Raw genomic sequence first — 20905 nt, forward strand, 5'->3', positions numbered from 1 at the left:
CGTCCTAACCCCGGATTACGCTGCGCTAATCCGGGCTACGCATCAACACTCACACACTCCGTCCCAACCCCGGATTACGCTGCGCTAATCCGGGCTACGCATCAACACTCACACACTCCGTCCTAACCCCGGATTACGCTGCGCTAATCCGGGCTACACACCAACACCTTCACACTCCGTAGCCCGGATTAGCGCAAGCGTAATCCGGGATCTGCTCTAGAAAACACGATCCATCTGCGACTTAAACTCCGGAACGAGGCTTTTAACAAGAATATAAAGCTCTTCATCATTATGACCGTTGCAGGCACTGTTTAACAGACTGAATGTTTTTTGCAGCTCCAGCCAATCCACCTTGCGAAACCTGGCTCGATACAGTTTGGCGTGATCGGTTTGCGTTAGCTGTTCCGTTTCATGGAATAGCTCTTCAAATAATTTTTCACCTGGCCTGAGCCCTGTGTATTCAATTTCAATGTCCTTACCCGGTATTTTTCCAGACAGACGGATCATCTGCTCCGCCAGATAACGGATTTTAATGGGCTCTCCCATATCCAGAACAAAAATTTCACCCCCACGGCCATTCACCATCGCCTGCAAAATCAACTGACAGGCCTCGGGAATAGTCATGAAATATCGCTCTATATCCGGATGAGTCACAGTCAGGGGGCCGCCGGCCTGCAGCTGCTTCTGGAACAAAGGTACCACGCTGCCAACTGAGCCCAGCACGTTGCCAAAACGCACCGTAATAAAGCTGGTTTCCACACGTTCATCAAGATTCTGGCAATAGATTTCCGCCACGCGTTTGGTTGTACCCATAACATTGGTTGGATTCACGGCTTTGTCAGTCGAGATCAAAATAAATTTTTCGGCTTTCACATAAACGCTGGCTTCTGCCACGATCTGGGTACCAAGGACGTTATTCTGCACCGCTACCCTCATTTGCGGCTCCAGCATCGGTACGTGTTTGTAAGCCGCGGCATGGAATACCGTATGCGGAAGAAACTGGCGAAAATGCCAGTCAACGGCGACAGAATCCGTTACCGAGATCAGAGCCACCTCGATATGAGCCAGAGGCCATGAAGCCTTTAGGTCCTGCTCTATGGCATACAGATTATATTCTGAGTTATCGACAATCAGTAATTTTGCCGGTTTTAATGCCAGAATCTGACGGCATAATTCCGAGCCAATTGATCCGCCCCCACCGGTTACTACCACATGTTTTCCCTTAATACCGCTGGCAATTTTTCCCCAGTCCAGCTGCACCTGATCGCGTCCCAGCAAGTCGTCAATGCTGACCTCGCGCAAGGCATTAACCTCAACCAGACCAGAAGCCAGGGCCGACAGGCCAGGTAAGGTCCGGAACGGCACCTCACTTTGCTCACACAACTCGACAATACGGCGCATGACCACCGATTTCGCGGAAGGAATAGCGATAAAGATGAGATCGACCCTGTGCTTGTCAATAACGCGCAGTAACTCAGCGGTGGTACCCAAAACGCGAACGCCATGAATATCCAGGCCGAGCTTCGCACTGTTATCATCAATAAGGCCAACAGGCAGATAACGATTGCTGCGTTTTAAATCGCGAACCAGGCTCTCTGCAGCCTGCCCTGCCCCAATTATCAGCACACGCTGCTGATGCTCATCCATATCATCCACGACCTGCTGATCGCGGTAAAACCGCAGCAACAGGCGTCCACCGCACAGCAGGGTAATATTCACCAGAGCAAACAAAGGCAAAACCGAACGGGGGATCTGATGCAGCAGAGAACTCAGATACAGCACAGGAATACTGAGAAAAACAGCCGAGAAAACCGATTTGATAATCCGGATGACGTCGTTAATCGACGAATAGCGCCATAGTCCGCGGTATACTCTGAAGTAATAATAACAGGCAGTCTGCACCAGCGTTACGATGGTCAGAGACAGCAGAGAATCAAGGCTTATTACCTTGTACGGGAATGGCTGCATGTTATATCGCAACCAATATGCCAGATACCAGGCCAGCGGAATCGACAAAACATCAAAGGCAATAACAGGAAATTTTTTATATAGTTTCTGAAACAGAGAACCAGACTTCAACATTACGTTACTTGTCCTTTTATTAATATCATGATATTCAGTGCGTGATTATCCCCTACCATGCCGTTCGCCCGCAACCAATAATGCGGTAAGAATAAAATTTTTTAGCATGATACAAAGATCATAAATTTTTCAATGAGTTGCAATTTATCACAGCCATAGGATGCAACAAAACCGTAAAATTTGAATAATCTGCATTGCTTTTAAGCGATGAAGTCGTAATATAAATAAAGGACGAAACGCAAACAAGGACGAGGTGCATGATGCCCACAACTTATTATGTAGTACCCGATACATTCCTTCAGGACTTCCCAGACATACGCAAACGATACGAAGAGAAAGCTCTGGTCAGTCTGACATCAAGCCCTCAGCCCTATGGTTTTTTTGTAGCACTCGGCGCCACCGACATTGAAACCCGTAGAAAGCAGGTTGAATTTCTGGAATCCTTGTACAACTCTGTCAAATACAGACTCAGACCCCTGCTTGATTTTAAAACGGAAACAGAGCAACAGAATCACATCAGTGCGCTGAGAATTCTGATTGCTGGATGTCTTTATGTAAAAGCTCAGATTGATGAGACCTATACTTATCCGCGTGACAGCAGCAGTGCCGATTTGGGTCAGGTCATTAACGACCTGCTCAGGCTGACCTGTGAAAAGAAGCATGACAACCAGATTGATGACAAATCACGTGAAGCGGCCCTGCTGACTGCAAAACAGTTTCTGGTTAACCGCAAGGTATTTGACGAACCGGACTACGCTCCTGAAAAAAGCTGGGTAGAGTTTCTTGCCTATATAGAAAAAGAAACGAGTAAGAACGGTAAAGACTACTCAGATTACCCCTGTCGCGATTTCATGGTCTGTTCTGGTCGTATTCTGGGAGAGGCAATAGGCACTTCAACAGGCTATGTGTTTGGTGACGGATTGAGCCGTTCAGAACCTTTGGTCGGGGCACGTCAGGCCTTTACGACGGTTTTAGGCACAGGCATTATCATGCTCATGGGCCCCTCAGCGCGTATGGGTGTAATGGTGCTTGTTCCTACCTGCGCCGGAAAAATTCTGGATATGTTCTGCGGTTTGTCTCTGGCTTATGTACTGGGAGCCGCAATGGGAATTGCAGGTGCTGGTGTAGGCTGGGGCGTGGGTATGACCATGGATATGAGTATGCTGCTGTTGCAGAAAGCCTGCCGCATGGTGATGCGGGCCTATCATGGCGAAAGCCGCTATCCGGCCGTTTCAGGCGTTACCCTCGTGGATTCACAACGTATCGTAAACGGTCTGGTATGCCCGATTTCGGCCGAGGGCGGTGAGGCAGTGATCCTTGAAACCAAGGCTGACGGACTGGAAGTGAAAATCGGCGAACAAACGGCTTTTATCCCATGGGATTTCAGGAAGCTGCCTTACATGAATGAACTGCGTGAGCTGCTCCAGCTTGACGTTTCAGGAAAAATGCCTTCTGTTGAGTACGGCATGCAGGAGGAACAGGAAGCAGATGAGCCGGAGAACCTGGAGCTTTTCCCCAGCTAGTACCGTTTCTATTTAATTTTGAGTAGGTTGGGCCTTGGCCCAACAATTAGCCTCGATGCCAATTCCATGTTGGGCCAAGGCCCAACCTACGATGTATTAATATAGCTGGAAGCCACCTAGACCGGGTTGTCGCTGTCAATAAAATGATGTGACAATCCAAAGCGCTCAGCCACATGCTGCCCCAGCGCCTGGATACCATAGCGTTCCGTGGCATGATGACCACAGGAAAAATAGCTGATTCCCAGTTCTTTGGCCTGATAGAAGGTGCGCTCTGATATTTCGCCTGACAGATAGGCATCAACGCCGAGAGCATGGGCATCCGCTATAAAATCCTGCGCTCCGCCACTGCACCAGGCAATCGTTCTAATCGGTCGGTCATGGCCTTCAACAACCAGAGGTACGCGCCCCAGCTTTTCAGCCAAAAAAGCTGACATCGACTCCGTTGAGCGGCCAGGCGACATCTCCCCAGACCACAGCAAATCAGGGGTATTATTCACACGGTGTCTTGTTGGTTCCAACACGCCAAACAAACGCCCGAGGCAGGCGTTGTTACCCAGTTCGGGATGGCAGTCGAGCGGCAAATGCCAGGCAAAGAGATTGATATCGTGTCGGATCAAATCCGCGATGCGTGCGTGCTTCATGCCTATAATTTCAGGTGCTTCGCCACGCCAGAAATAGCCATGATGAACCAGAAGCGCGTCGGCTTTCAAACGAATGGCCTCCCGAATGGCATCGTGTGAAGCCGTCACAGCCGTGCAAATGCTCTTAATTCGTTCCTTGCCAGCTACCTGCAGACCATTGGGTGCGTAATCCGTGAAGCTGTCGGCAGACAGCAGCTTACCGAGGTAAGCTGCCAGTTCAAAACGAGCGATCACCTGTCGGAAACCCGCTTGATGTCTGCGCCCAGCATGGACAGTTTTTCTTCGATGCGCTCGTAACCGCGATCCACATGGTAAATCCGCTCCACTGAGGTCTCACCTTCAGCGGCCAGACCAGCCAGAATCAGGCCGGCTGATGCGCGCAGGTCCGTTGCCATGACAGGCGCGCCCGTCAGGTGATCGACCCCGGTGATGATGGCAGTGTTGCCATTGAGATGAATCTGCGCGCCCATACGCTGTAACTCCTGGACGTGCATAAAGCGGTTTTCAAAAATATTTTCAATAACAGAGGAGGTTCCCTCGGCAATGGTATTCAAAGCCATGAACTGCGCCTGCATATCCGTTGGAAAGGCAGGATAAGGGGCGGTGGCAATATTGACTGCCTGTGGCCGCAAACCATTCATATTCAGGGTAACCCAGTCTTCGCCCAGCGTTAACTCAGCACCAGCTTCCTCAAATTTACACAGCATGGACAGCAGATTGTCCGGCTTCACACGGCGCACGGTTACCTTGCCGCGTGTGATGGCACCCGCGGTCAGATAAGTACCTGCTTCAATACGATCAGGCATGACAGAATACGAGCCGCCTGAAAGCGCTTCGACGCCTTCAATTTCAATGGTCCCGGTACCCGCACCGGTAATTTTAGCGCCCATTTCAATCAGGAAATTAGCAAGGTCCACCACTTCCGGCTCGCGCGCCGCGTTTTTAATCGTGGTTTTTCCTTCAGCCAGAACAGCCGCCATTAGAATATTTTCTGTACCGGTTACGGTTACGGTATCAAATACCAGTGGCCGGCCCTGCAGCCGCCCTCGTCGGCAACGTGCCTTGATGAATCCATTTTTTACAGAGATATCGGCACCCATGGCTTTCAGGGCTTTCAGATGCAAATCGACCGGGCGTGTGCCAATGGCACAGCCACCGGGCAGCGACACATCAGCCTTACCAAAACGACTCAGCAGTGGGCCAAGTACAAGAATGGATGCGCGCATGGTTTTAACCAGCTCGTAGGGAGCGACAAATTCATTGACCTTGCTGGCATCAACCTGAACATTCATTTTTTCGTCAATGGTCAGCTCGGCACCCAGCTGGCCCAGCAGTTCCATCATGGTGGTTACGTCTTTCAGATGTGGCACGTTGGACACCGTGACGTTATCCGTTGCCAGCAGCGTTGCGGCCATAACCGGGAGAGCGGAATTCTTAGCTCCGGAAATGACAACTTCACCGAACAAAGGCTTATTGCCATTGATAACCAGTTTATCCACGTTTTTTCTCCCATTCTTCATGTGTCCACGTCTTCATGCTCAGTGCATGCAGACCGCCGGTAGTAATATAATCTTTCAATTTTGCGTACACCCATTGCTGTCTTGCAACAAGCGATTTTCCTGCAAAAGCCTCGGAAACGACAATCAGCTGATAATGATAGCCATCGCCTTCAACCAAAACGTATTCTGTTTCACCACTGTCAAGCAAACGCTGCCTGATTTCTTCGTTACTGATCATGTATTCAACCCCAGGGTACCATTCACACCACAAAACTCTGCCAGGCTCTGCACCGCCCGGGTTACGCCTTCAATACGACATTCCAGATGATGATCGCGGGCAAGGCGTTTGGCTTCGATTAAAAAAGCCAGGCCTGCACTGTCACATTGTTCGACCTGACTCAAATCGAGAATCATGACGGGCGTTTTCAGTTCCAAACTGTACGCCAGCAGGCGTTCTCGATCCGACATGACGGTCTCAAAGCTCATCTCATTTGAAGGTATAAAGACCGCACTGCTCATCAGGATGCCTTACCGTTTTTGTTCATTTTGGCAATCAGTGCCTGCATATTGGAATTCTGCAGAGCATCGGCAAACTGCGAACGGAAGCTTTGCAGCAGGCTGACGCCCTCTACGCTCAGGTCATAGATTTTCCATTGTCCGTTTTGTGCAACCAGGCTGTAGGTCAGCGGAATAGTCTGGCCACTGGGACGAACGATGGTGCTGTTTACGCGGACAAAACGGCCTTCAAGCGATCCTCTGACAGGCTGAAACGTCACTTTTTCATCGGTGTATTCGGCCAGGGGACCCGCATAGGTGCGGATAACCAGCTTTGTGAATGCCTGCGAAAACTGCGTGCGTTCGGCAGCAGAAGCCTTGTTCCAGGCCTGTCGTCCCAGAACGGAGCGGGACATGCCGGCTACGTCGACATTAGGCAGCAGATAGCGTTCAACAGCCTGGTAAATAATCTGATGATTGCTCTTGAGGCTGGCTTTATTTTTTTTGAGGGTATCGATAATCTGATTCGCGGTATTCTGCAACATGGGAACCGGCGTTGTCTGTGCCCAGATCCATTGAGACAGCGTCAGAGCAAATCCAATAATTATTATTTTTGCAATTTTCACAAATCACCTATTTTTTAATGTTAAACAACAGTTGACCAATCAGGTTTTCCAGAATAATGGCTTCCTGGGTCTTGGCGATGACATCCCCTTCCCTCAAGTATGGATGAGAACCGTCAGCATTGTCGTCAAAACCCGGAACAATACTGATGTAATTCGATCCAAGCAGACCCTCCGTCAATATCCGCGCGGACGCATCCTCAAAAGGAATGGGCTTGTCTTTACGTAACATCATGGTTACTTTGGCATTTAACTCGCCAGGCTGCAACTCGATGCGCGTTACCTCTCCAATTCGAACACCAGCCACGGTAACCGGCGCACGTACCTTCAAACCACCAATATCGGCAAAATCGGCAGTGATACGATAGCCTTTACTCGAAGATATGGTGGAAATTCCGCTGACCTGCATCACCATCACCAGTAAGGCCAGCACACCAAACAACATAAAAAAACCAACGCTCAAATCCAGATAACGCTGCCTTGTATTCATTTACCAACCTCCAATCATCATGGCCGTCAAAAGAAAATCCAGACCCAGCACCGACAACGAGGAATACACCACCGTTCTCGTTGTAGCCTGACTGATACCCTCTGCTGTAGGAACACAGCTAAATCCCTGAAAAACGGCTATCCACACGACAACGAATGCAAACACAACGCTTTTTATGATGCCACTCAGAACATCCAGTCTGAAATCGACCGCAGACTGCATGTTGGACCAGAAACTACCACCATCAACGCCCAGCCATTGCACGCCGATAAAGTAACCACCGTATACAGCCACGGCAGAAAAAATCAGCGACAGGGTCGGCAGGGAAATCAGACCAGCCAGAAAACGCGGATAAATGATACGACCCAGCGGATCGACGCCCATCATGTCCATGCTGGCCAGCTGCTCGGTCGCCTTCATCAGACCAATCTCTGCTGTCAGAGCCGAGCCGGCACGGCCGGCAAACAACAGGGCACTAAGGACAGGCCCCAGCTCGCGGGATATACTCAGAGCCAGTAATTGCCCTAACTGACTGCTGGCCCCAAATTTTTCCAGTGTATGGTAACCCTGCAGGCCAACAACCATACCTATAAACAGAGCAGATACCACAATAATCAGACATGATAACACACCAACAAAGTGCAACTGAACCCGCAAGGCTGGCCAGAGTTTACGAAAATTCGGGCTGCGGGAAAAAACCATGAATAAAAATACACCGGAACTGCCTATTGACTGCAGAGTATTGACACCCCGGTGCCCCATTTGCGCTATTTTATCAAGCATCGAGCAGATCCTCAGTATAAGGTTTGGCCGGATAATGAAACGGAACCACGCCATCAGCCTCCCCATGCATGAATTGATGAATATGGGGTTGCGTGGATTCCCGCAGTTCCTGCGGGGTTCCCTGCCCAATCAGACGGCCTCCGGCTATCAGATAAACGTAGTCGGCGATGGAACAGGTTTCTTCTACGTCATGCGATACAATCACCGTTGTTGTGCCCAGCAGTTGATTCAAACGCTTAATCAGGCGAACCAGCACGCCCATGGACATGGGATCCTGGCCAGTAAACGGTTCGTCGTACATCATCAGTTCGGGATCCAGCACGATGGTTCGCGCCAGGGCTATGCGGCGCATCATACCGCCAGAGAGTTCAGCCGGCATGGCATTGGCCACGCCACGCAGGCCCACGGCTTCGAGTTTCATCAAAACGATATCACGAATCATGGCCGCGTTCAGTGCCGTGTGCTCACGCAGAGGAAAAGCCACGTTATCAAACACGGATAAATCGGTAAACAGAGCACTGCTTTGAAACAACAGCCCCATTTTACGTCTGGCCTGATACAGGGCTTTACGGGACAGCTGGTGAATATTGGTGCCATCCACCATAACCGTACCGGAATCAGGCTGCAACTGCGCGCCAATCAACTTCAGCAGGGTTGTCTTACCGCTGCCGCTGGGCCCCATGATTGCCGTAATTCCACCACGCTTCACCACCAGATCCACGCCATCAAAAATACGCCGCCCAGCGCGCGAAAAGGTGAGATTGGTAATTTCCACCAGATTAGTTTGCATGAAATAACGAATCCCGCTTTGAAGAGTGTAATAGATAAGTGATTAGTATATACCGGTCAACGCAGATTATGCCACATTTGTTAAGCAGCAGCGCACGCCTGTCCCTGAAACTGGTTTGATTCGAGCGTGCCGGGGTAAGTCGAGGGTCGGCGATTCAGGGCGCGAGCGAAGATGAGGCATCAGCATCTGGATCATCCCGTGCTTTTTTCACCTGTTCAAAGATCGTCCTTCCTGTTGGGATGGGGGACAGATTTTGTTGCACGCCAAAAGCCCGGGCCTGCCTGAACTCTTCAAGATGGGTGTCAATCAGAGATTGTGGTGCGCCGGAGGCGGTTTGTATAATCACCTGCAAGTCTTCAATACTGTCTTCCTTCAGATTCAGTATGGTAAATCGATTGCTCAATGCTTTTGACAGTTCGCTGCCATCGTGGACGCCAAGGATGCAAAACCCCGCTTTCTCGCCCGGTGTTGACAGCAGTTCATTGACAAGACGTTCGTCAATAAGACTGCTGAATTTGGGGATATACACCGCCAGGCCTTTACGATGAGCGTCAATGAGCTGTTCACGGGCGACTCGGGGATTATCGAGAGAGATAATCTTCAGCGGCGGGTCAAGTTTAAGCTCTGTCAGAATTTCCATGATAAGCCGCCCTTTTCCTAAGCCCTGACCCTCCAGCAGGAATCCGTTCGTACCGAGTTCCTGAGCCGTATTTTGTTCATGTTTCTGTTTGCGTATGCTTAAAAAACCAAGCAAGGCAAGCGCAACTTTTATACGCGCAGGCGTCCAGTGGAAATCTCGACTGGTTTCGGGCAGGCGGCTGCAGAGTGCCTGCCTGAGCTCCTGACCCTGTGCACGCCAAAGGGCATCGGCCTTAATGTCTGCACGAATCGCCTGAATGTCTGTTTTATCCGCCTTGATACCTTTCAATTCGTTCAATAAGGCATATTGCAATAATACCTTTTCTGGAAAAAGCCTGTAATTCTGGTGCAGTTTGAGTTCCGCAACGCGTAGACAAACCATCAACGCATTGCGGGTTGTCATGGTAATCCCCTTCCTCAAGGCCGCTTGATACACACGGTCAACCATCTCGAGAGCCGCCGCCGGATCCTCGAAAGTAGACAGCATAGGACTCAGCAGCTCATGCAATGGCTGAGTTTTGAAGGCCACGTAACAGGGATAACGCCGAAATAAATCCGCCTGCATCCGCCCGCCGTAAGCATAGGGATTGCCGGCAAATACCACTTTTTGCTGGTCAGAGAGATCAAAGCGCTGACCATTTATCCAGAGAACGCGCTGCCCACGCGCCAGATTATCAAACATCAGATAATCCTGAGTGGAGATGTTGGCTTCGTCTATGAATAAAATGGCGTTGCCTGATGTATGACGCGCCCAGACCTCAAGATCAGACAAATTGTTATACACGGTAATGGGTTGATTGATTTCCTTCCCGTATTTGGGCAACAGGTTTTGCATCAGGTAACTTTTTCCTGCGCCCGATTCACTGATAAGAAAGGCAAATGGGTGCGAATTAAGATAGGCCATTAATTCCTCAGGCGTTGACACCTGATTGGTGATGACGGCTGAACTACTGCCTGAATTCGAAGGCGCTGCCGCTACGGGCGGTTTTCCCGCCGCTAATTCGAGGGAGGTGACGAGCTGCTGAGCCCAGGGGATTTGTGCAGAGGCCTCTTCAGGGCAGTTTTGAAAGTGTGCATAACAGGGGCTGATTTTTAAACGGTCGTAGCAAGCCAGTAAGATTTTCCTGGCCGGTTCGCACAAAGCATCGTTTACCAGACTTTGACTATCAAACGAGCTGAAAACGCTACTGTTTAAGATTTCAAAGGAATTTGTATCCTCAGACAGAATAATGAATTCATTTTTGATGGGAATACGTTCGCCATTAACGATCAGAGCCCTGTCCCGGGTAAAAATCGAAGAGAGTTTTTGCACAAATTCTAAAGAAAACCTGCCCTTCAATATAACCCTCTCCCCTCGTTTAATGGCCTGCAGCAAATCACTGTCTGTAGCGGTAATGCGCCCGTCAGGCTGGCGCTGAACCGTGATAAAAAGTGACTCAAAACGGGTGTTCAGGCTAATGGGAACCACGGTTTCATAATCATTGGGCGCTCTCATGGCCCAATCACTGTCAGTAGATGGGTGGAACCTGACATGAGATGCGTCATTATTCAGCCAGGCCGCGGGCAAGGCGTGCCGGCTTAATGCCTTTGGCAGTGAGATGCCGGGGCATGGCTCCAACACCAGACAAATGCCATGCCGTACCGCTTCTTCTGTTATTTCCCACCATTGCAGGGGTGTTAAATCGCTGGTTATAGCCAGGTGAATGACATGTTCTTTGTGTTGTTCCATCAAACCCGGCATGGTATGAAACCCGTTTTCATCCAGGCGCATCATGGAAAAAAATGAGTTGTAACTGGCTGCATTCAGGGCGAGCGTTACGGAATTATCCTTGTGAGGAAAGGCGTCATAATCAAAAGGCCTGTCAGAAAAGCTGATAAGCGGCTGAGCCAGGTGAAACGAAAATCCGTCAGGCAGGTGATGGATTTCCCCGTTCACTTCAAACTGCCGGATTTCCTCTAATTGGATGAGAAAATCCATAAACGCCTTGTTTTCCATAGGGGGATTATGAATCGTCAGAGACGTCGCCCCCCTGGATAGGGCGCTCAACAGGGCGCCGTCAGTCAAAGTTGCCTGTCGCCCTTCAAAAACCGGCCCGCCCAGCAGGATTTTTTTCCAATCCAACGTCTGGGTGATGACCGCATCCCCCTGCTCGACGGGTTTATGCGTTTCGGGTGGACGCGGTGGTGGTGTAAGCCTCGGAGCAAGGCTTCGCGCGGGCAGTAAGGAGGTCAAGGTATCACCGGTATTCGCAAGTGCTGCCTTATCCATCATCACGACTACGTGCAGATTATCAGGCAGTATATGTCCGAATAACTGACGTGGCGTACCCGAGATAAGGCTGTGCAATCCCTTGTGCTTAAGCTTTGCGTCTGACCAGTCAATGAACCAGGTAAAGGGTTCATCAGGATGGTTCTCAGCGCGAGTGATTAAGCGGGCGATAGCACTCGGAGTCGATTCAAACTGATTCTCGCGTATTTGAGGGGCTGTTAATGAAATGGTATCAATATCCGAGGTATACAGACAATGACCTTCGGTGCCGTACTGTTTTACGATAGCGCGATGCAGGCATTCGAGGCTGGTTTTATCTTCTGTTACGACCAGCTGTTGAATCAGCAGCCTGCTGTTTGTAAGGATTTCATCAATAAGCAGCTGCGCCTCCGTGCCTTGCAGAGGATGACTGTTCCAGGTCTGGTAGCGATTCGTCGGATGGGGTTCTGGAGCCAGGGTCATGACATCGTGCCTGAACGCATTCTCAGGCTCAGCCTGCTCTTCCTCCACCTCGTCATCATCTGGTACGGGAAGCTCTGTCAGGTGCGCTTCGGCGCCACCCAGTTGAAGGGTAACCAGCGCGTTATCTTCTGTGCGGGCAATCGCAAACGCATGCGACGCATTCGTTTGATAACAGGCAGGTATCTGCAGTTCAGTAGCCAGAACCACAAACAGCTGAGCACGGTGACGGCAGGCACCTTCGCGGTGCTCCAGCATATGGTTAAAAATTTGCCATGGCTCTCCCTCTGTGTTGTCGCCTGATTCCTTTTCGAACGTGCATACTGCCTGCAGCGCAGACAGTATGTCCTGAGTCGATGCCCGCATGACCTCAGACCAGGTTTCGTTTTGCTGAAGATGCCCGCTGGCGTCAAAGCGTAGCTGGCGAATGAGAGTCTGCAGCTCAGTCGTATCAGCATTGTCCCTGACAAGGGTGTCCTGGCCAAAACCAGGTGTCAGGTTAAATCGGAAAGAGATGGGTACTGGATGAGAGACAGGTACCCGAAAAAAATGATAGCCGCTTTCGCGATCGTGTACTAACTCAAAATTCTGACCGGGTACACTGGCAGCGAAGGCAGTGAGCGTATCCTGCGTGCTGGTGGCGGGTAACTGGTACCAGGTATTTGCCTCCAGTTGCGGAAGCTCCCAGGAAGCATGAAGTTGTCCAGCCTCCCTGGCGCGTCTGATCGCTGAAAGATTCATCCTGGCTGGATGAACTGATTCTAAATTAGATGCGTCTGGAACGTAGGGAGTAAACAGCTGCTCTGGCGCATCCCAGCGATAGGTCTGCAAATGATAAAAGCCTGTGGGAATCCGAGGGGTGGAAGCGTCACCGATAAAAATGGACTGGGCGGTATGATGGGTGTCGGGATTGTTCTGAAAATCTCCCCATGTTTTTATTCCTCTTTTTGCAGGGTTGACTGCGTAATCAGAGGGAAAAGACATGTCAGGCCTATCGCTGTCCGGTTCAGAATCAAAGTCAGCGTATTTTTCGATTTGAGCCGCACCTTCTATTCTAATCTGTGGATAATTTGACTGAATATACTCGATATTTTCCTGACTCAAGGCATAACAGGCGTTAACAACGACCCGCTCTAACCCCGGGGCTGCGTTGATAATCGACATCAACTGCTGCAATGAAATATTGGAATCGGATACATCCAGTTCGGTTAGTCGGCGCAGCTGATTTGATTTTAATTTAAAGGCTTCAGGGGTGTTCAGCTGAATGTCATTAAGTGATAGTTTCGTAATATTAGGTGCCGCCCGAAGCAGACCGCTCAATTCGTTGGATTCCGAAACTCTGGCCAGTCTGACTGTCCTCAGGCGAGATAGAGAGTTTGGGGGGAGTTGCGCGAAGGAGCCATACTCGCTGCCTTCCCAACTCGCCGTAAATTCTTCCAGATTGGCGGCGCCTTCAAGAAGATTAATCAGCAGTTTCTTTGTTTGCTCGTCGCAATTATGGGCTGATAAGACTCTCAGCAAAGGCATTTTTTTAGGACTGAAGTCGTGACAATCGTGATCCAGACTGGCCCTATCCAGCCGGATAACGCTTAAATCCGGCGCCGTTTGAAACAGATTGTCCAGTTGTATTTCACTAAGCCCACCGACCCCGTCAGCATGAAATGCCGTCAGTTGCGTTAACGAAATATTGTCGGGATTAAAGAGACGCTTAACGAGATAGGTTCCTAAAAGGTGGCTTCTGGAAATATCCAGGCAGGTCAGCCCGGGATTGCTACGGATCAAGGTAGCCACATGGTCTTCATGACATAAGCTATCTATTGCCTGAATGCGCATCAACTGCCCCTGACGCAATGTCGACGGTATCCCGATGTTGCTGCCATCCATGATGAGGCTGGTAAGATTCGGTGCTGCCTGCCATAAGCTGCCAAAGCTGTCTCGGTCAACCCATTTTCCCAATTGAGCCGTTTGCAGGAGCAGTAGATGTCCAGGAGGCAAACGTAGACCATCCAGACAGTTTTGAGTGTCTTTCAGATTCAAAAAAGACAACGCTGGCGAAGCATTTAAAATGCTGCTGGCCTGTGTTGGTGTCAGACCGGAATTCGCCGCATTAAACGCGCTCAATTGTCCTTTTTGCAGCGCAGGCAGATCTTGCGGTTGATACGTTGTTAACTGTGTGCAGTTGGCCACGGACAAGTGCGTCAGGCGCGGGCAATGCAGCATGAGCATATGAAGCGCATTGCCGCTGATGTCACTGCCATCAAGAATACAATGTGTTAAAGCAGCCAGCGCCTCGGGTCTGTCAGTGAGGATTTTTTCGATAAAGGCCGAGACGTTTTGGGTATTACTTAAATCCAGTGATTTCAGCAGAGAAGGGGAGCCAACATGTTGCTCGAACGTCAATGTCTCAAGAGACGCTCCTTCTAACTTCAAATGCGTTATTTTCCTCAGGGTCGGTTGCCCGGCTTCTAAACGCTGGTTAAGCCACTGCGTGGACGAGGGCGCCTGGGGTTGCCCGGCCGCGCTGGATGAGCCGCCAAATGACGGCGTTTTAAAATCCCACATGTCAACGGTATGGTCGTACTGATTGTCTCGTTGAATTTGATTATCGAAACTGCTTGAGGAGGCTGATGAGAATCCATGATTTTCATTATCGTGAAAATGTGATTGTTCGCTGGGTCCTTGTTTTAGAGCATTAATATCCCATTCTGTTCTCGAGGGTTTTGAGGTAATAACAGCCCGGGACATCACTTTATCACTAAGTGATAAGGCCGTGAGATTCGGTGCGGCATCAATGAGGGCGTTTCTGTGTTGCGGTATCAGGTCTGGCTCATCCAGCGTCAGCGCGTCGAGCGAAAGCAGCGTATCGGGCAAAAGGGTGAGAGGTTCTTTGTAATGTGGTGCATTTTTTTTCAGTATTAAACGGTTAAGATGTGGGCTGTGTTGTAACAGAGCCGACAATTGCGAGCTATTGAGATCAGAGCGACTGATTGTCAGCTCTGTCAAATTGCACGGATCTGACAGGATGCGACACTCGTCCTGGCTCAAAACTTCAACACGGTCAATCGTCAGCTTTTTAAGATTTGGCAGGGTCAGGAGTAATTGCAGCAAACGGGAGTCGATTTTCAGAGAAGACAGCTCTAGCTGCTCAATGTGCTTGAAATGCATCATAATTAAATCGATATCAAATGGTTGAATGTGCTGTATGGTCAGCTTCAGTTGACGTACTTTTTGACAGAGGGCCGGGTGTTTTAAGACTGGATTGGCGGTAAAAAAATTATCTAGTGTGAGTCCCAGTGCATCATCCTGCGCTATGGTGCTTTCAAGGCGGGCGCAGTCTTTCTCTCTAAACTCTGTTGGTAGCATGGCATGTTGCACCAGTGCATGGGTTTCACCGCTCATTTTGTTGACGATGGCCAGTAATGCGGCCGCATTGATGAGAGCCGTGTTAGTTAGTCTTACATCGTCAGCCAGCCGAACAGGGGTAAAATCCGCCAGCTGGCGCCTCAGGCTGGCACTGTTTTCAATGGGTTTAATACCATTCGCTGTTGACAAAGCCAGCGTGTATCCTTCGCGCAGCAATAAAAGAAAAAACCGCTCAACATGCGCTCGACTGGTGTCATCCAGCGTATCAAAATACCAGCTGGTAAGCAGGAGATTTTTTTTACTGGCAACCGTGACAACATCACGCGTTGCCCAGCAGGCTTCCTCTCCTCGACTGGCTGCAACAACATCCAGCTCACCCGTATATTCTTTGGTTAAGCTCTCGTCAGTAATGGTTTGTTCAAACAGAAAACCCAGTTCGGTACAAAAATCAGCGAATTCTTTGGCATTCATGTGAATATCCAAATAAAGGTGATGCTTAAAGTGTATATATAGCGAGCTCTTAGATCAAATTAAAATCCATCCGCAACGAAAAAACACGGATTGGCAGGAGGATAATAAACCGTCAAAATACTGACAACATGATTAATAAGGGTCTTATTTACCTACGTGCCGTGCTTTATGCACTGCATCCAGACTACTTGAATCGAGATCCGGACTGGATTGTGCGCATAAAGCGCGGAACGCAGGGCTGTCCCATCTTGATGTGAAGGGAAGTTAATCAGTTGGCACCATCGGCTCCCTTCTCCCTTGAGGGAGAAGGGTCGGGGATGAGGGTGGTGGGTGTGGCTCGTCCTGAATAAATACATTGACATACGGTACTTGATTGATTTAACAGCATGAGGTTTTTAAAAATATACAGGGTGTGATGGACGGCATGCTTAATTTACTCGAGACTGTGCCACACCCACCACCCTCATCCCCAGCCCTTCTCCCTCAAGGGAGAAGGGAGCAGATCGTCTCAACTGATTAACTTCAGTTCAAATTAAGACGGGACAGCCCGGGGCCGAAAGGATTTGAACATATCACACAAAGAACAAATGTGTTAAACTTCCCGTTTTATTCTAAACCGTATTAGCGTGGCTTATGAACTTTTGCAAAATGGGTCTGGCCGTTATTGAAACAGAAGCGCAGGCCGTATTTGAACTGACGCAGCGCATTGATGAACGATTTGAACGGGCCTGTGAACTGCTGCTGGCCTGTACAGGTCGGGTTGTTGTGACCGGCATGGGCAAATCAGGGCACATTGGCAGCAAGATTGCCGCTACCCTGTCCAGCACCGGCACGCCCGCCTTCTTCATGCACCCTGGCGAAGCCAGTCACGGTGATTTTGGCATGATCACCCGGCAGGACACTGTACTTGCCATTTCTAATTCCGGTTCCACCAACGAGGTGGTCACTCTTCTTCCCCTGCTGAAGCGTATGAACGTTCCACTGGTCAGCATGACCGGCAATCCAGAGTCCATTATTGCCAGGAGTGCTACGGTCAATCTGGATATCAGTATCCATCAGGAAGCCTGCCCGCTGGGCCTGGCTCCCACCACCAGCACCACCGTGTCGCTTGTCATGGGTGATGCTCTGGCTATTGCGCTGCTGCAGGCCCGCGGCTTCAGCGAAAACGATTTTGCCATGGCACATCCTGGCGGCGCACTGGGGCGGCGGCTGCTGTTGCGCGCTGACGATGTCAGCCATCGCGGTCAGGATTTACCTGTGACACTCGAAACTGCGAGCCTCAGCACCGCCCTGATTGAGGTCACCGCGAAAAAGCTGGGCATGACCTGCGCAGTCAATTCCCGTGGCATACTGACCGGGGTATACACGGATGGAGATATTCGACGAACCCTGACCCGGGAGCTGGATATCAACAACACACGACTCGAAGAGGTCATGAGCAAACAGTGTAAAACCATCCCTCAGGGCATTCTGGCGGCCGAGGCGTTGTCGATTATGCAGGGTTTTCGAATTACATCACTGGTGATCATTGACGATCAACACCGACCCGTTGGCGTTGTGCATTTGCATGATCTGCTGCGGGCCGGGGTATTTTAGGAGAGGAGCACATGACAAATCAGGTATTGGAAAAGGCAAAAAAAATCACCTGCCTCATTTGCGATGTCGACGGTGTACTGACCGACGGCCTGCTGTATCTCGATAATCATGGCAATGAACTGAAAGCCTTTCATGTTCAGGATGGTGTTGGTCTGAAATTACTGATGGCGGTTGGCATTAATGTGGCGGTGATCACCACCTCACGCAACGCCGTAGTGGATCATCGCATGGAGCAGCTGGGCATTCAGCATTATTTCAAAGGCCAGCTTGATAAGCGTAAGGCCTTTGCCGAATTAAAAGAGCGCCTCGGCGTCAGCGACGAAGAATGCGCTTACATCGGTGACGATTTTCCCGATCTGCCGATGATCAAACAGGCAGGACTCGGCGTTGCGGTTGCCAACGCGGTCTCTCAGGTCAAGGAGTTTGCGGACTGGCAGACAGAACAGTCAGGTGGGCGCGGCGCCGTTCGTGAGCTTTGCGATTTTATTCTCAAGGCACAAAACAAGGAAGAAGCCGCCCTTTCCGGTTATTTTTCCTTATGAATGCCGCAAGACAAGCCGCCTGGCTCTTCTGCGCCATGATTGCTCTGGCCTGCTCCGGCTGGTATTTTGCCAGCACGCCGGTGCCGGTCAAGCTGGATGAACAGACTCTGGCCAATACGCCGGATTATGTCATCCAGGGTTTTGCTTTGCGTCAGTACGATGCCAAAGGCACGCTGATCAATTTCATCGAAAGTCCCAGACTGGAGCACATACCCAATCAGGATACCAATCTGATTAGTTCGCCGCATATCACCGTGAAGCAGGATGATCTGCCGGCCTGGGATATCCGTTCCGAACAGGCCAAAGCGATCAATCGCGGCGACAGCATCACGTTTACAAAGAATGTCATCATTCACCAGGGCAAAGGCCGCAGCAACCAGCCCAGCACGTTTAAAACCGAAGAACTGGTTTATTTTCCAAAGAAAAAATACGCCACCAGCAATGCTGCTGTGATTTTTGAACAACCCGGCAGTGTGGTTCACGCCAATGGCATGAACGCCTGGCTGGAAGACAGACACGTCGAGCTACTCGGAAAAACACATGCCACTTACGAGCCTGATCATGCACAAGGCTAAGCTTTTTATTTCCTTACTCTGTTTTGCTGCTCTGTTCAGCCAACCGGCTCAGGCCATGCGCGATGATTGCAGCAAAAGCGCCAGACTGGCTGCTGACAGCGCGGATCTGAATCAGTTAACGCATCGAGGCGTATACCTGGGTAATGTGCAGTTTGATCAGGGGACAACGCACCTTCGCGCCAGCAAAGCCATTACGGAAGGCAATGCACAAAACAAACTGACCTTTGCCGCCGCCTATGGCAGCCAGACCGAACAGGCACATTATTGGGAAAAAACCGCCGAAAACAAACCCCTGCTGCACGCCTGGGCCAATGAAATACGCTATTACCCAGAGCGACATTTGATTGAATTGATTGGCAATGCCCGTATCGTCCAGGGTAACGACTCCTTTTCTGCGGCTGAAATCCGTTACGACACAGAAAAACAGCACGTCGTGGCGAACAGCAAGGGCAAAACCCGCACCATGATTATCTTCCACCCGGAGAAAGCATCGTGACCGATTTATGTGCCCGGCATCTGAAAAAATCGTTTAAGACACGAACCGTCGTCAACGACGTAAGCCTTACCATTCGACGAGGAGAATGCGTTGGCCTGCTCGGCCCTAATGGTGCCGGAAAAACCACCTGCTTTTACATGATCGTCGGGCTGCAGTCCTGTGACGAGGGCAGTATTCTGCTTGACGGCATAGACGTCACCCAGGAGCCCATGCACCAGCGCGCCAGACGAGGCATCGGCTACCTGCCTCAGGAAGCCTCAGTATTTCGGAAAATGTCCGTAGCTGACAACATCTATTCCATCCTGCAGCTTCGCAAGGATCTGGATGAACAGCAAAAACGCCAGAAACTGGACGAGCTGCTCGAAGAGTTTCACATCACGCACATCCGTAACAGCACGGGCATGAGCCTGTCCGGTGGTGAGCGACGACGCGTGGAAATCGCCCGCGCCCTTGCGATAGAGCCCATCTATATATTACTTGATGAACCGTTCGCCGGCGTGGATCCCATCTCGGTACTGGACATCAAAAAAATCATTTCGCATTTGTGCGACAAAAACATCGGTGTGCTGATTACCGATCACAACGTCCGCGAAACCCTGGATATCTGTGAACGCGCCTACATTGTAAGCCAGGGCCGCATACTCTGCGAAGGCAACGCCGAAGCCATTCTCGCCAATCAACAGGTTCGCGCTGTTTATCTGGGTGAAGAATTCACCCTCTAGCCCCAACCGAACCGTGACCGTCATCGGGCCATTCAAGGTCACCAAACAGAGGTCCAAAGACAGCCGGCCTGTTAAGCTTTCGGCTCCAGAATATATTGCCTGTATCAAAATGCCACCATTCGTATTGATAAGCCGTAAAGCCCACATTTTCCATAGCGGCACGTAATATCTGCCGTGCTTCCCTGATGCGTAACTCTTCCGGTAATAACGCTGCTTTTGTATCAAAATAATCGCTGTGAGCCCTTTCCGTACAATCATCAAATACCGTACCCATTTCCAGCCCGGTATCCGTCCTGGTATCATACAATGTCAGGTCAATTGCGCCACCGCTGAGATGGGGAGGGCAATAGTCCTCCCCAACCCGGGACGGTGCCGACATGTATTTCTGGGTTTCAGCATAATTTTCCGTATCACTGAGGTGAGGGTATCTGTTTTGAACTTCCACTCTCATCCAGTTAAAAAGATTGGCCTGGACACGCCGGGATCGATAGACATCCCAGACAAGAAACCCATAGTGATCCGGCAGGAAGGCCAGGGCCTTGAGGAGTCGGGTCAAGACAGCTTTTCGTCCAAAAACCTGCGCACAGGGACTAAAACCTGATTTAAAATACATGGGCTCAACTTTAATGCGGGGGTTTTGGCCATTTTCGAATAGTACGGCCTTGAAGTCATCGTCGCAGAATTCTGTGCTTGTCATTGAAATGGATGTCCGTAAAATTTACTGAGAGGCTGCTAAAAAAATATTGTATGATAAAACAACGTCACAGATAAGTTTTTTCGAGGGTCTGAGCCGCGCTCTCAGGCATTTGATTGCCAATCAAAAATTTGCTGGTTTATACCAGACATA

The 20905-nt window shown here is 50.2% G+C and carries 17 protein-coding genes; 6 read left to right on the plus strand and 11 right to left on the minus strand.

Annotated elements, in window-relative coordinates:
• Positions 1 to 216: 216 nt before the first annotated feature.
• Complete coding sequence (locus ACQUTA_RS04480) at positions 217 to 2082, minus strand: polysaccharide biosynthesis protein (RefSeq protein ID WP_444987011.1); 1866 nt, start codon at positions 2080 to 2082, stop codon at positions 217 to 219.
• A gap of 257 nt (positions 2083 to 2339) precedes the next feature.
• Here ACQUTA_RS04480 and ACQUTA_RS04485 point away from each other — a divergent pair, with 257 nt between their 5' ends.
• Entirely contained in the window at positions 2340 to 3605 is a 1266-nt protein-coding gene (locus ACQUTA_RS04485; protein WP_444987012.1) for a hypothetical protein, read from the plus strand.
• Positions 3606 to 3721: 116 nt separating this feature from the next.
• Here the strand turns inward: ACQUTA_RS04485 and ACQUTA_RS04490 are convergent, their stop codons facing one another.
• The 9 genes from ACQUTA_RS04490 to ACQUTA_RS04530 all read right to left on the minus strand — a co-directional run bounded on the left by ACQUTA_RS04490 (position 3722) and on the right by ACQUTA_RS04530 (position 16127).
• Positions 3722 to 4480: a Nif3-like dinuclear metal center hexameric protein gene (locus ACQUTA_RS04490; RefSeq protein ID WP_444987013.1), complete on the minus strand. Its 759-nt coding sequence runs from the start codon at positions 4478 to 4480 to the stop codon at positions 3722 to 3724.
• Positions 4477 to 5745 carry a UDP-N-acetylglucosamine 1-carboxyvinyltransferase gene (murA, locus tag ACQUTA_RS04495; RefSeq protein WP_444987014.1) on the minus strand — a complete coding sequence of 423 codons (1269 nt, stop codon included), beginning with the start codon at positions 5743 to 5745 and terminating at the stop codon, positions 4477 to 4479. The genes ACQUTA_RS04490 and murA overlap by 4 nt, the downstream gene beginning before the upstream one ends.
• Positions 5738 to 5983 carry a BolA family protein gene (locus ACQUTA_RS04500; RefSeq protein ID WP_444987015.1) on the minus strand — a complete coding sequence of 82 codons (246 nt, stop codon included), beginning with the start codon at positions 5981 to 5983 and terminating at the stop codon, positions 5738 to 5740. The genes murA and ACQUTA_RS04500 overlap by 8 nt, the downstream gene beginning before the upstream one ends.
• Positions 5980 to 6264 (minus strand): STAS domain-containing protein, encoded by a 285-nt coding sequence (locus tag ACQUTA_RS04505; RefSeq protein ID WP_444987016.1) that lies wholly within the window; start codon positions 6262 to 6264, stop codon positions 5980 to 5982. The genes ACQUTA_RS04500 and ACQUTA_RS04505 overlap by 4 nt, the downstream gene beginning before the upstream one ends.
• Complete coding sequence (locus tag ACQUTA_RS04510) at positions 6264 to 6866, minus strand: MlaC/ttg2D family ABC transporter substrate-binding protein (protein WP_444987018.1); 603 nt, start codon at positions 6864 to 6866, stop codon at positions 6264 to 6266. Before ACQUTA_RS04510 ends, ACQUTA_RS04505 begins: the two co-directional genes overlap by 1 nt.
• A gap of 7 nt (positions 6867 to 6873) precedes the next feature.
• Entirely contained in the window at positions 6874 to 7353 is a 480-nt protein-coding gene (mlaD, locus tag ACQUTA_RS04515; protein ID WP_444987019.1) for an outer membrane lipid asymmetry maintenance protein MlaD, read from the minus strand.
• Positions 7354 to 8136 carry a lipid asymmetry maintenance ABC transporter permease subunit MlaE gene (gene mlaE / locus ACQUTA_RS04520; RefSeq protein WP_444987020.1) on the minus strand — a complete coding sequence of 261 codons (783 nt, stop codon included), beginning with the start codon at positions 8134 to 8136 and terminating at the stop codon, positions 7354 to 7356.
• Entirely contained in the window at positions 8129 to 8926 is a 798-nt protein-coding gene (locus ACQUTA_RS04525) for an ABC transporter ATP-binding protein (protein ID WP_444987021.1), read from the minus strand. Before ACQUTA_RS04525 ends, mlaE begins: the two co-directional genes overlap by 8 nt.
• Positions 8927 to 9080: 154 nt before the next feature.
• Positions 9081 to 16127: a hypothetical protein gene (locus ACQUTA_RS04530; RefSeq protein WP_444987023.1), complete on the minus strand. Its 7047-nt coding sequence runs from the start codon at positions 16125 to 16127 to the stop codon at positions 9081 to 9083.
• Between the two features lie 633 nt (positions 16128 to 16760).
• On the opposite strand from ACQUTA_RS04530, the gene ACQUTA_RS04535 reads away from it, so the two are divergent.
• Genes ACQUTA_RS04535 through lptB form a run of 5 tightly spaced genes read left to right on the plus strand, consistent with a single transcriptional unit; the run spans position 16761 to position 20058 of the window.
• Positions 16761 to 17723, plus strand: coding sequence for a KpsF/GutQ family sugar-phosphate isomerase (locus tag ACQUTA_RS04535; protein WP_444987024.1), 963 nt, complete (start codon positions 16761 to 16763; stop codon positions 17721 to 17723).
• An 11-nt stretch (positions 17724 to 17734) separates the two neighbouring features.
• Complete coding sequence (kdsC, locus tag ACQUTA_RS04540; protein ID WP_444987025.1) at positions 17735 to 18265, plus strand: 3-deoxy-manno-octulosonate-8-phosphatase KdsC; 531 nt, start codon at positions 17735 to 17737, stop codon at positions 18263 to 18265.
• Positions 18262 to 18840, plus strand: a complete 579-nt coding sequence (lptC, locus tag ACQUTA_RS04545; RefSeq protein ID WP_444987026.1) for an LPS export ABC transporter periplasmic protein LptC — start codon at positions 18262 to 18264, stop codon at positions 18838 to 18840. Before kdsC ends, lptC begins: the two co-directional genes overlap by 4 nt.
• 55 nt (positions 18841 to 18895) lie before the next feature.
• Positions 18896 to 19336, plus strand: coding sequence for a lipopolysaccharide transport periplasmic protein LptA (gene lptA, locus ACQUTA_RS04550; RefSeq protein ID WP_444987147.1), 441 nt, complete (start codon positions 18896 to 18898; stop codon positions 19334 to 19336).
• Complete coding sequence (gene lptB, locus ACQUTA_RS04555) at positions 19333 to 20058, plus strand: LPS export ABC transporter ATP-binding protein (RefSeq protein ID WP_444987027.1); 726 nt, start codon at positions 19333 to 19335, stop codon at positions 20056 to 20058. Before lptA ends, lptB begins: the two co-directional genes overlap by 4 nt.
• On the opposite strand, the gene ACQUTA_RS04560 is transcribed toward lptB, so the two are convergent.
• Entirely contained in the window at positions 20048 to 20755 is a 708-nt protein-coding gene (locus ACQUTA_RS04560) for a M15 family metallopeptidase (RefSeq protein WP_444987028.1), read from the minus strand. The two genes, lptB and ACQUTA_RS04560, sit on opposite strands and share 11 nt — an antisense overlap.
• Between the last annotated feature and the right edge of the window lie 150 nt (positions 20756 to 20905).

This window comes from Legionella navarrensis, from assembly GCF_052527415.1.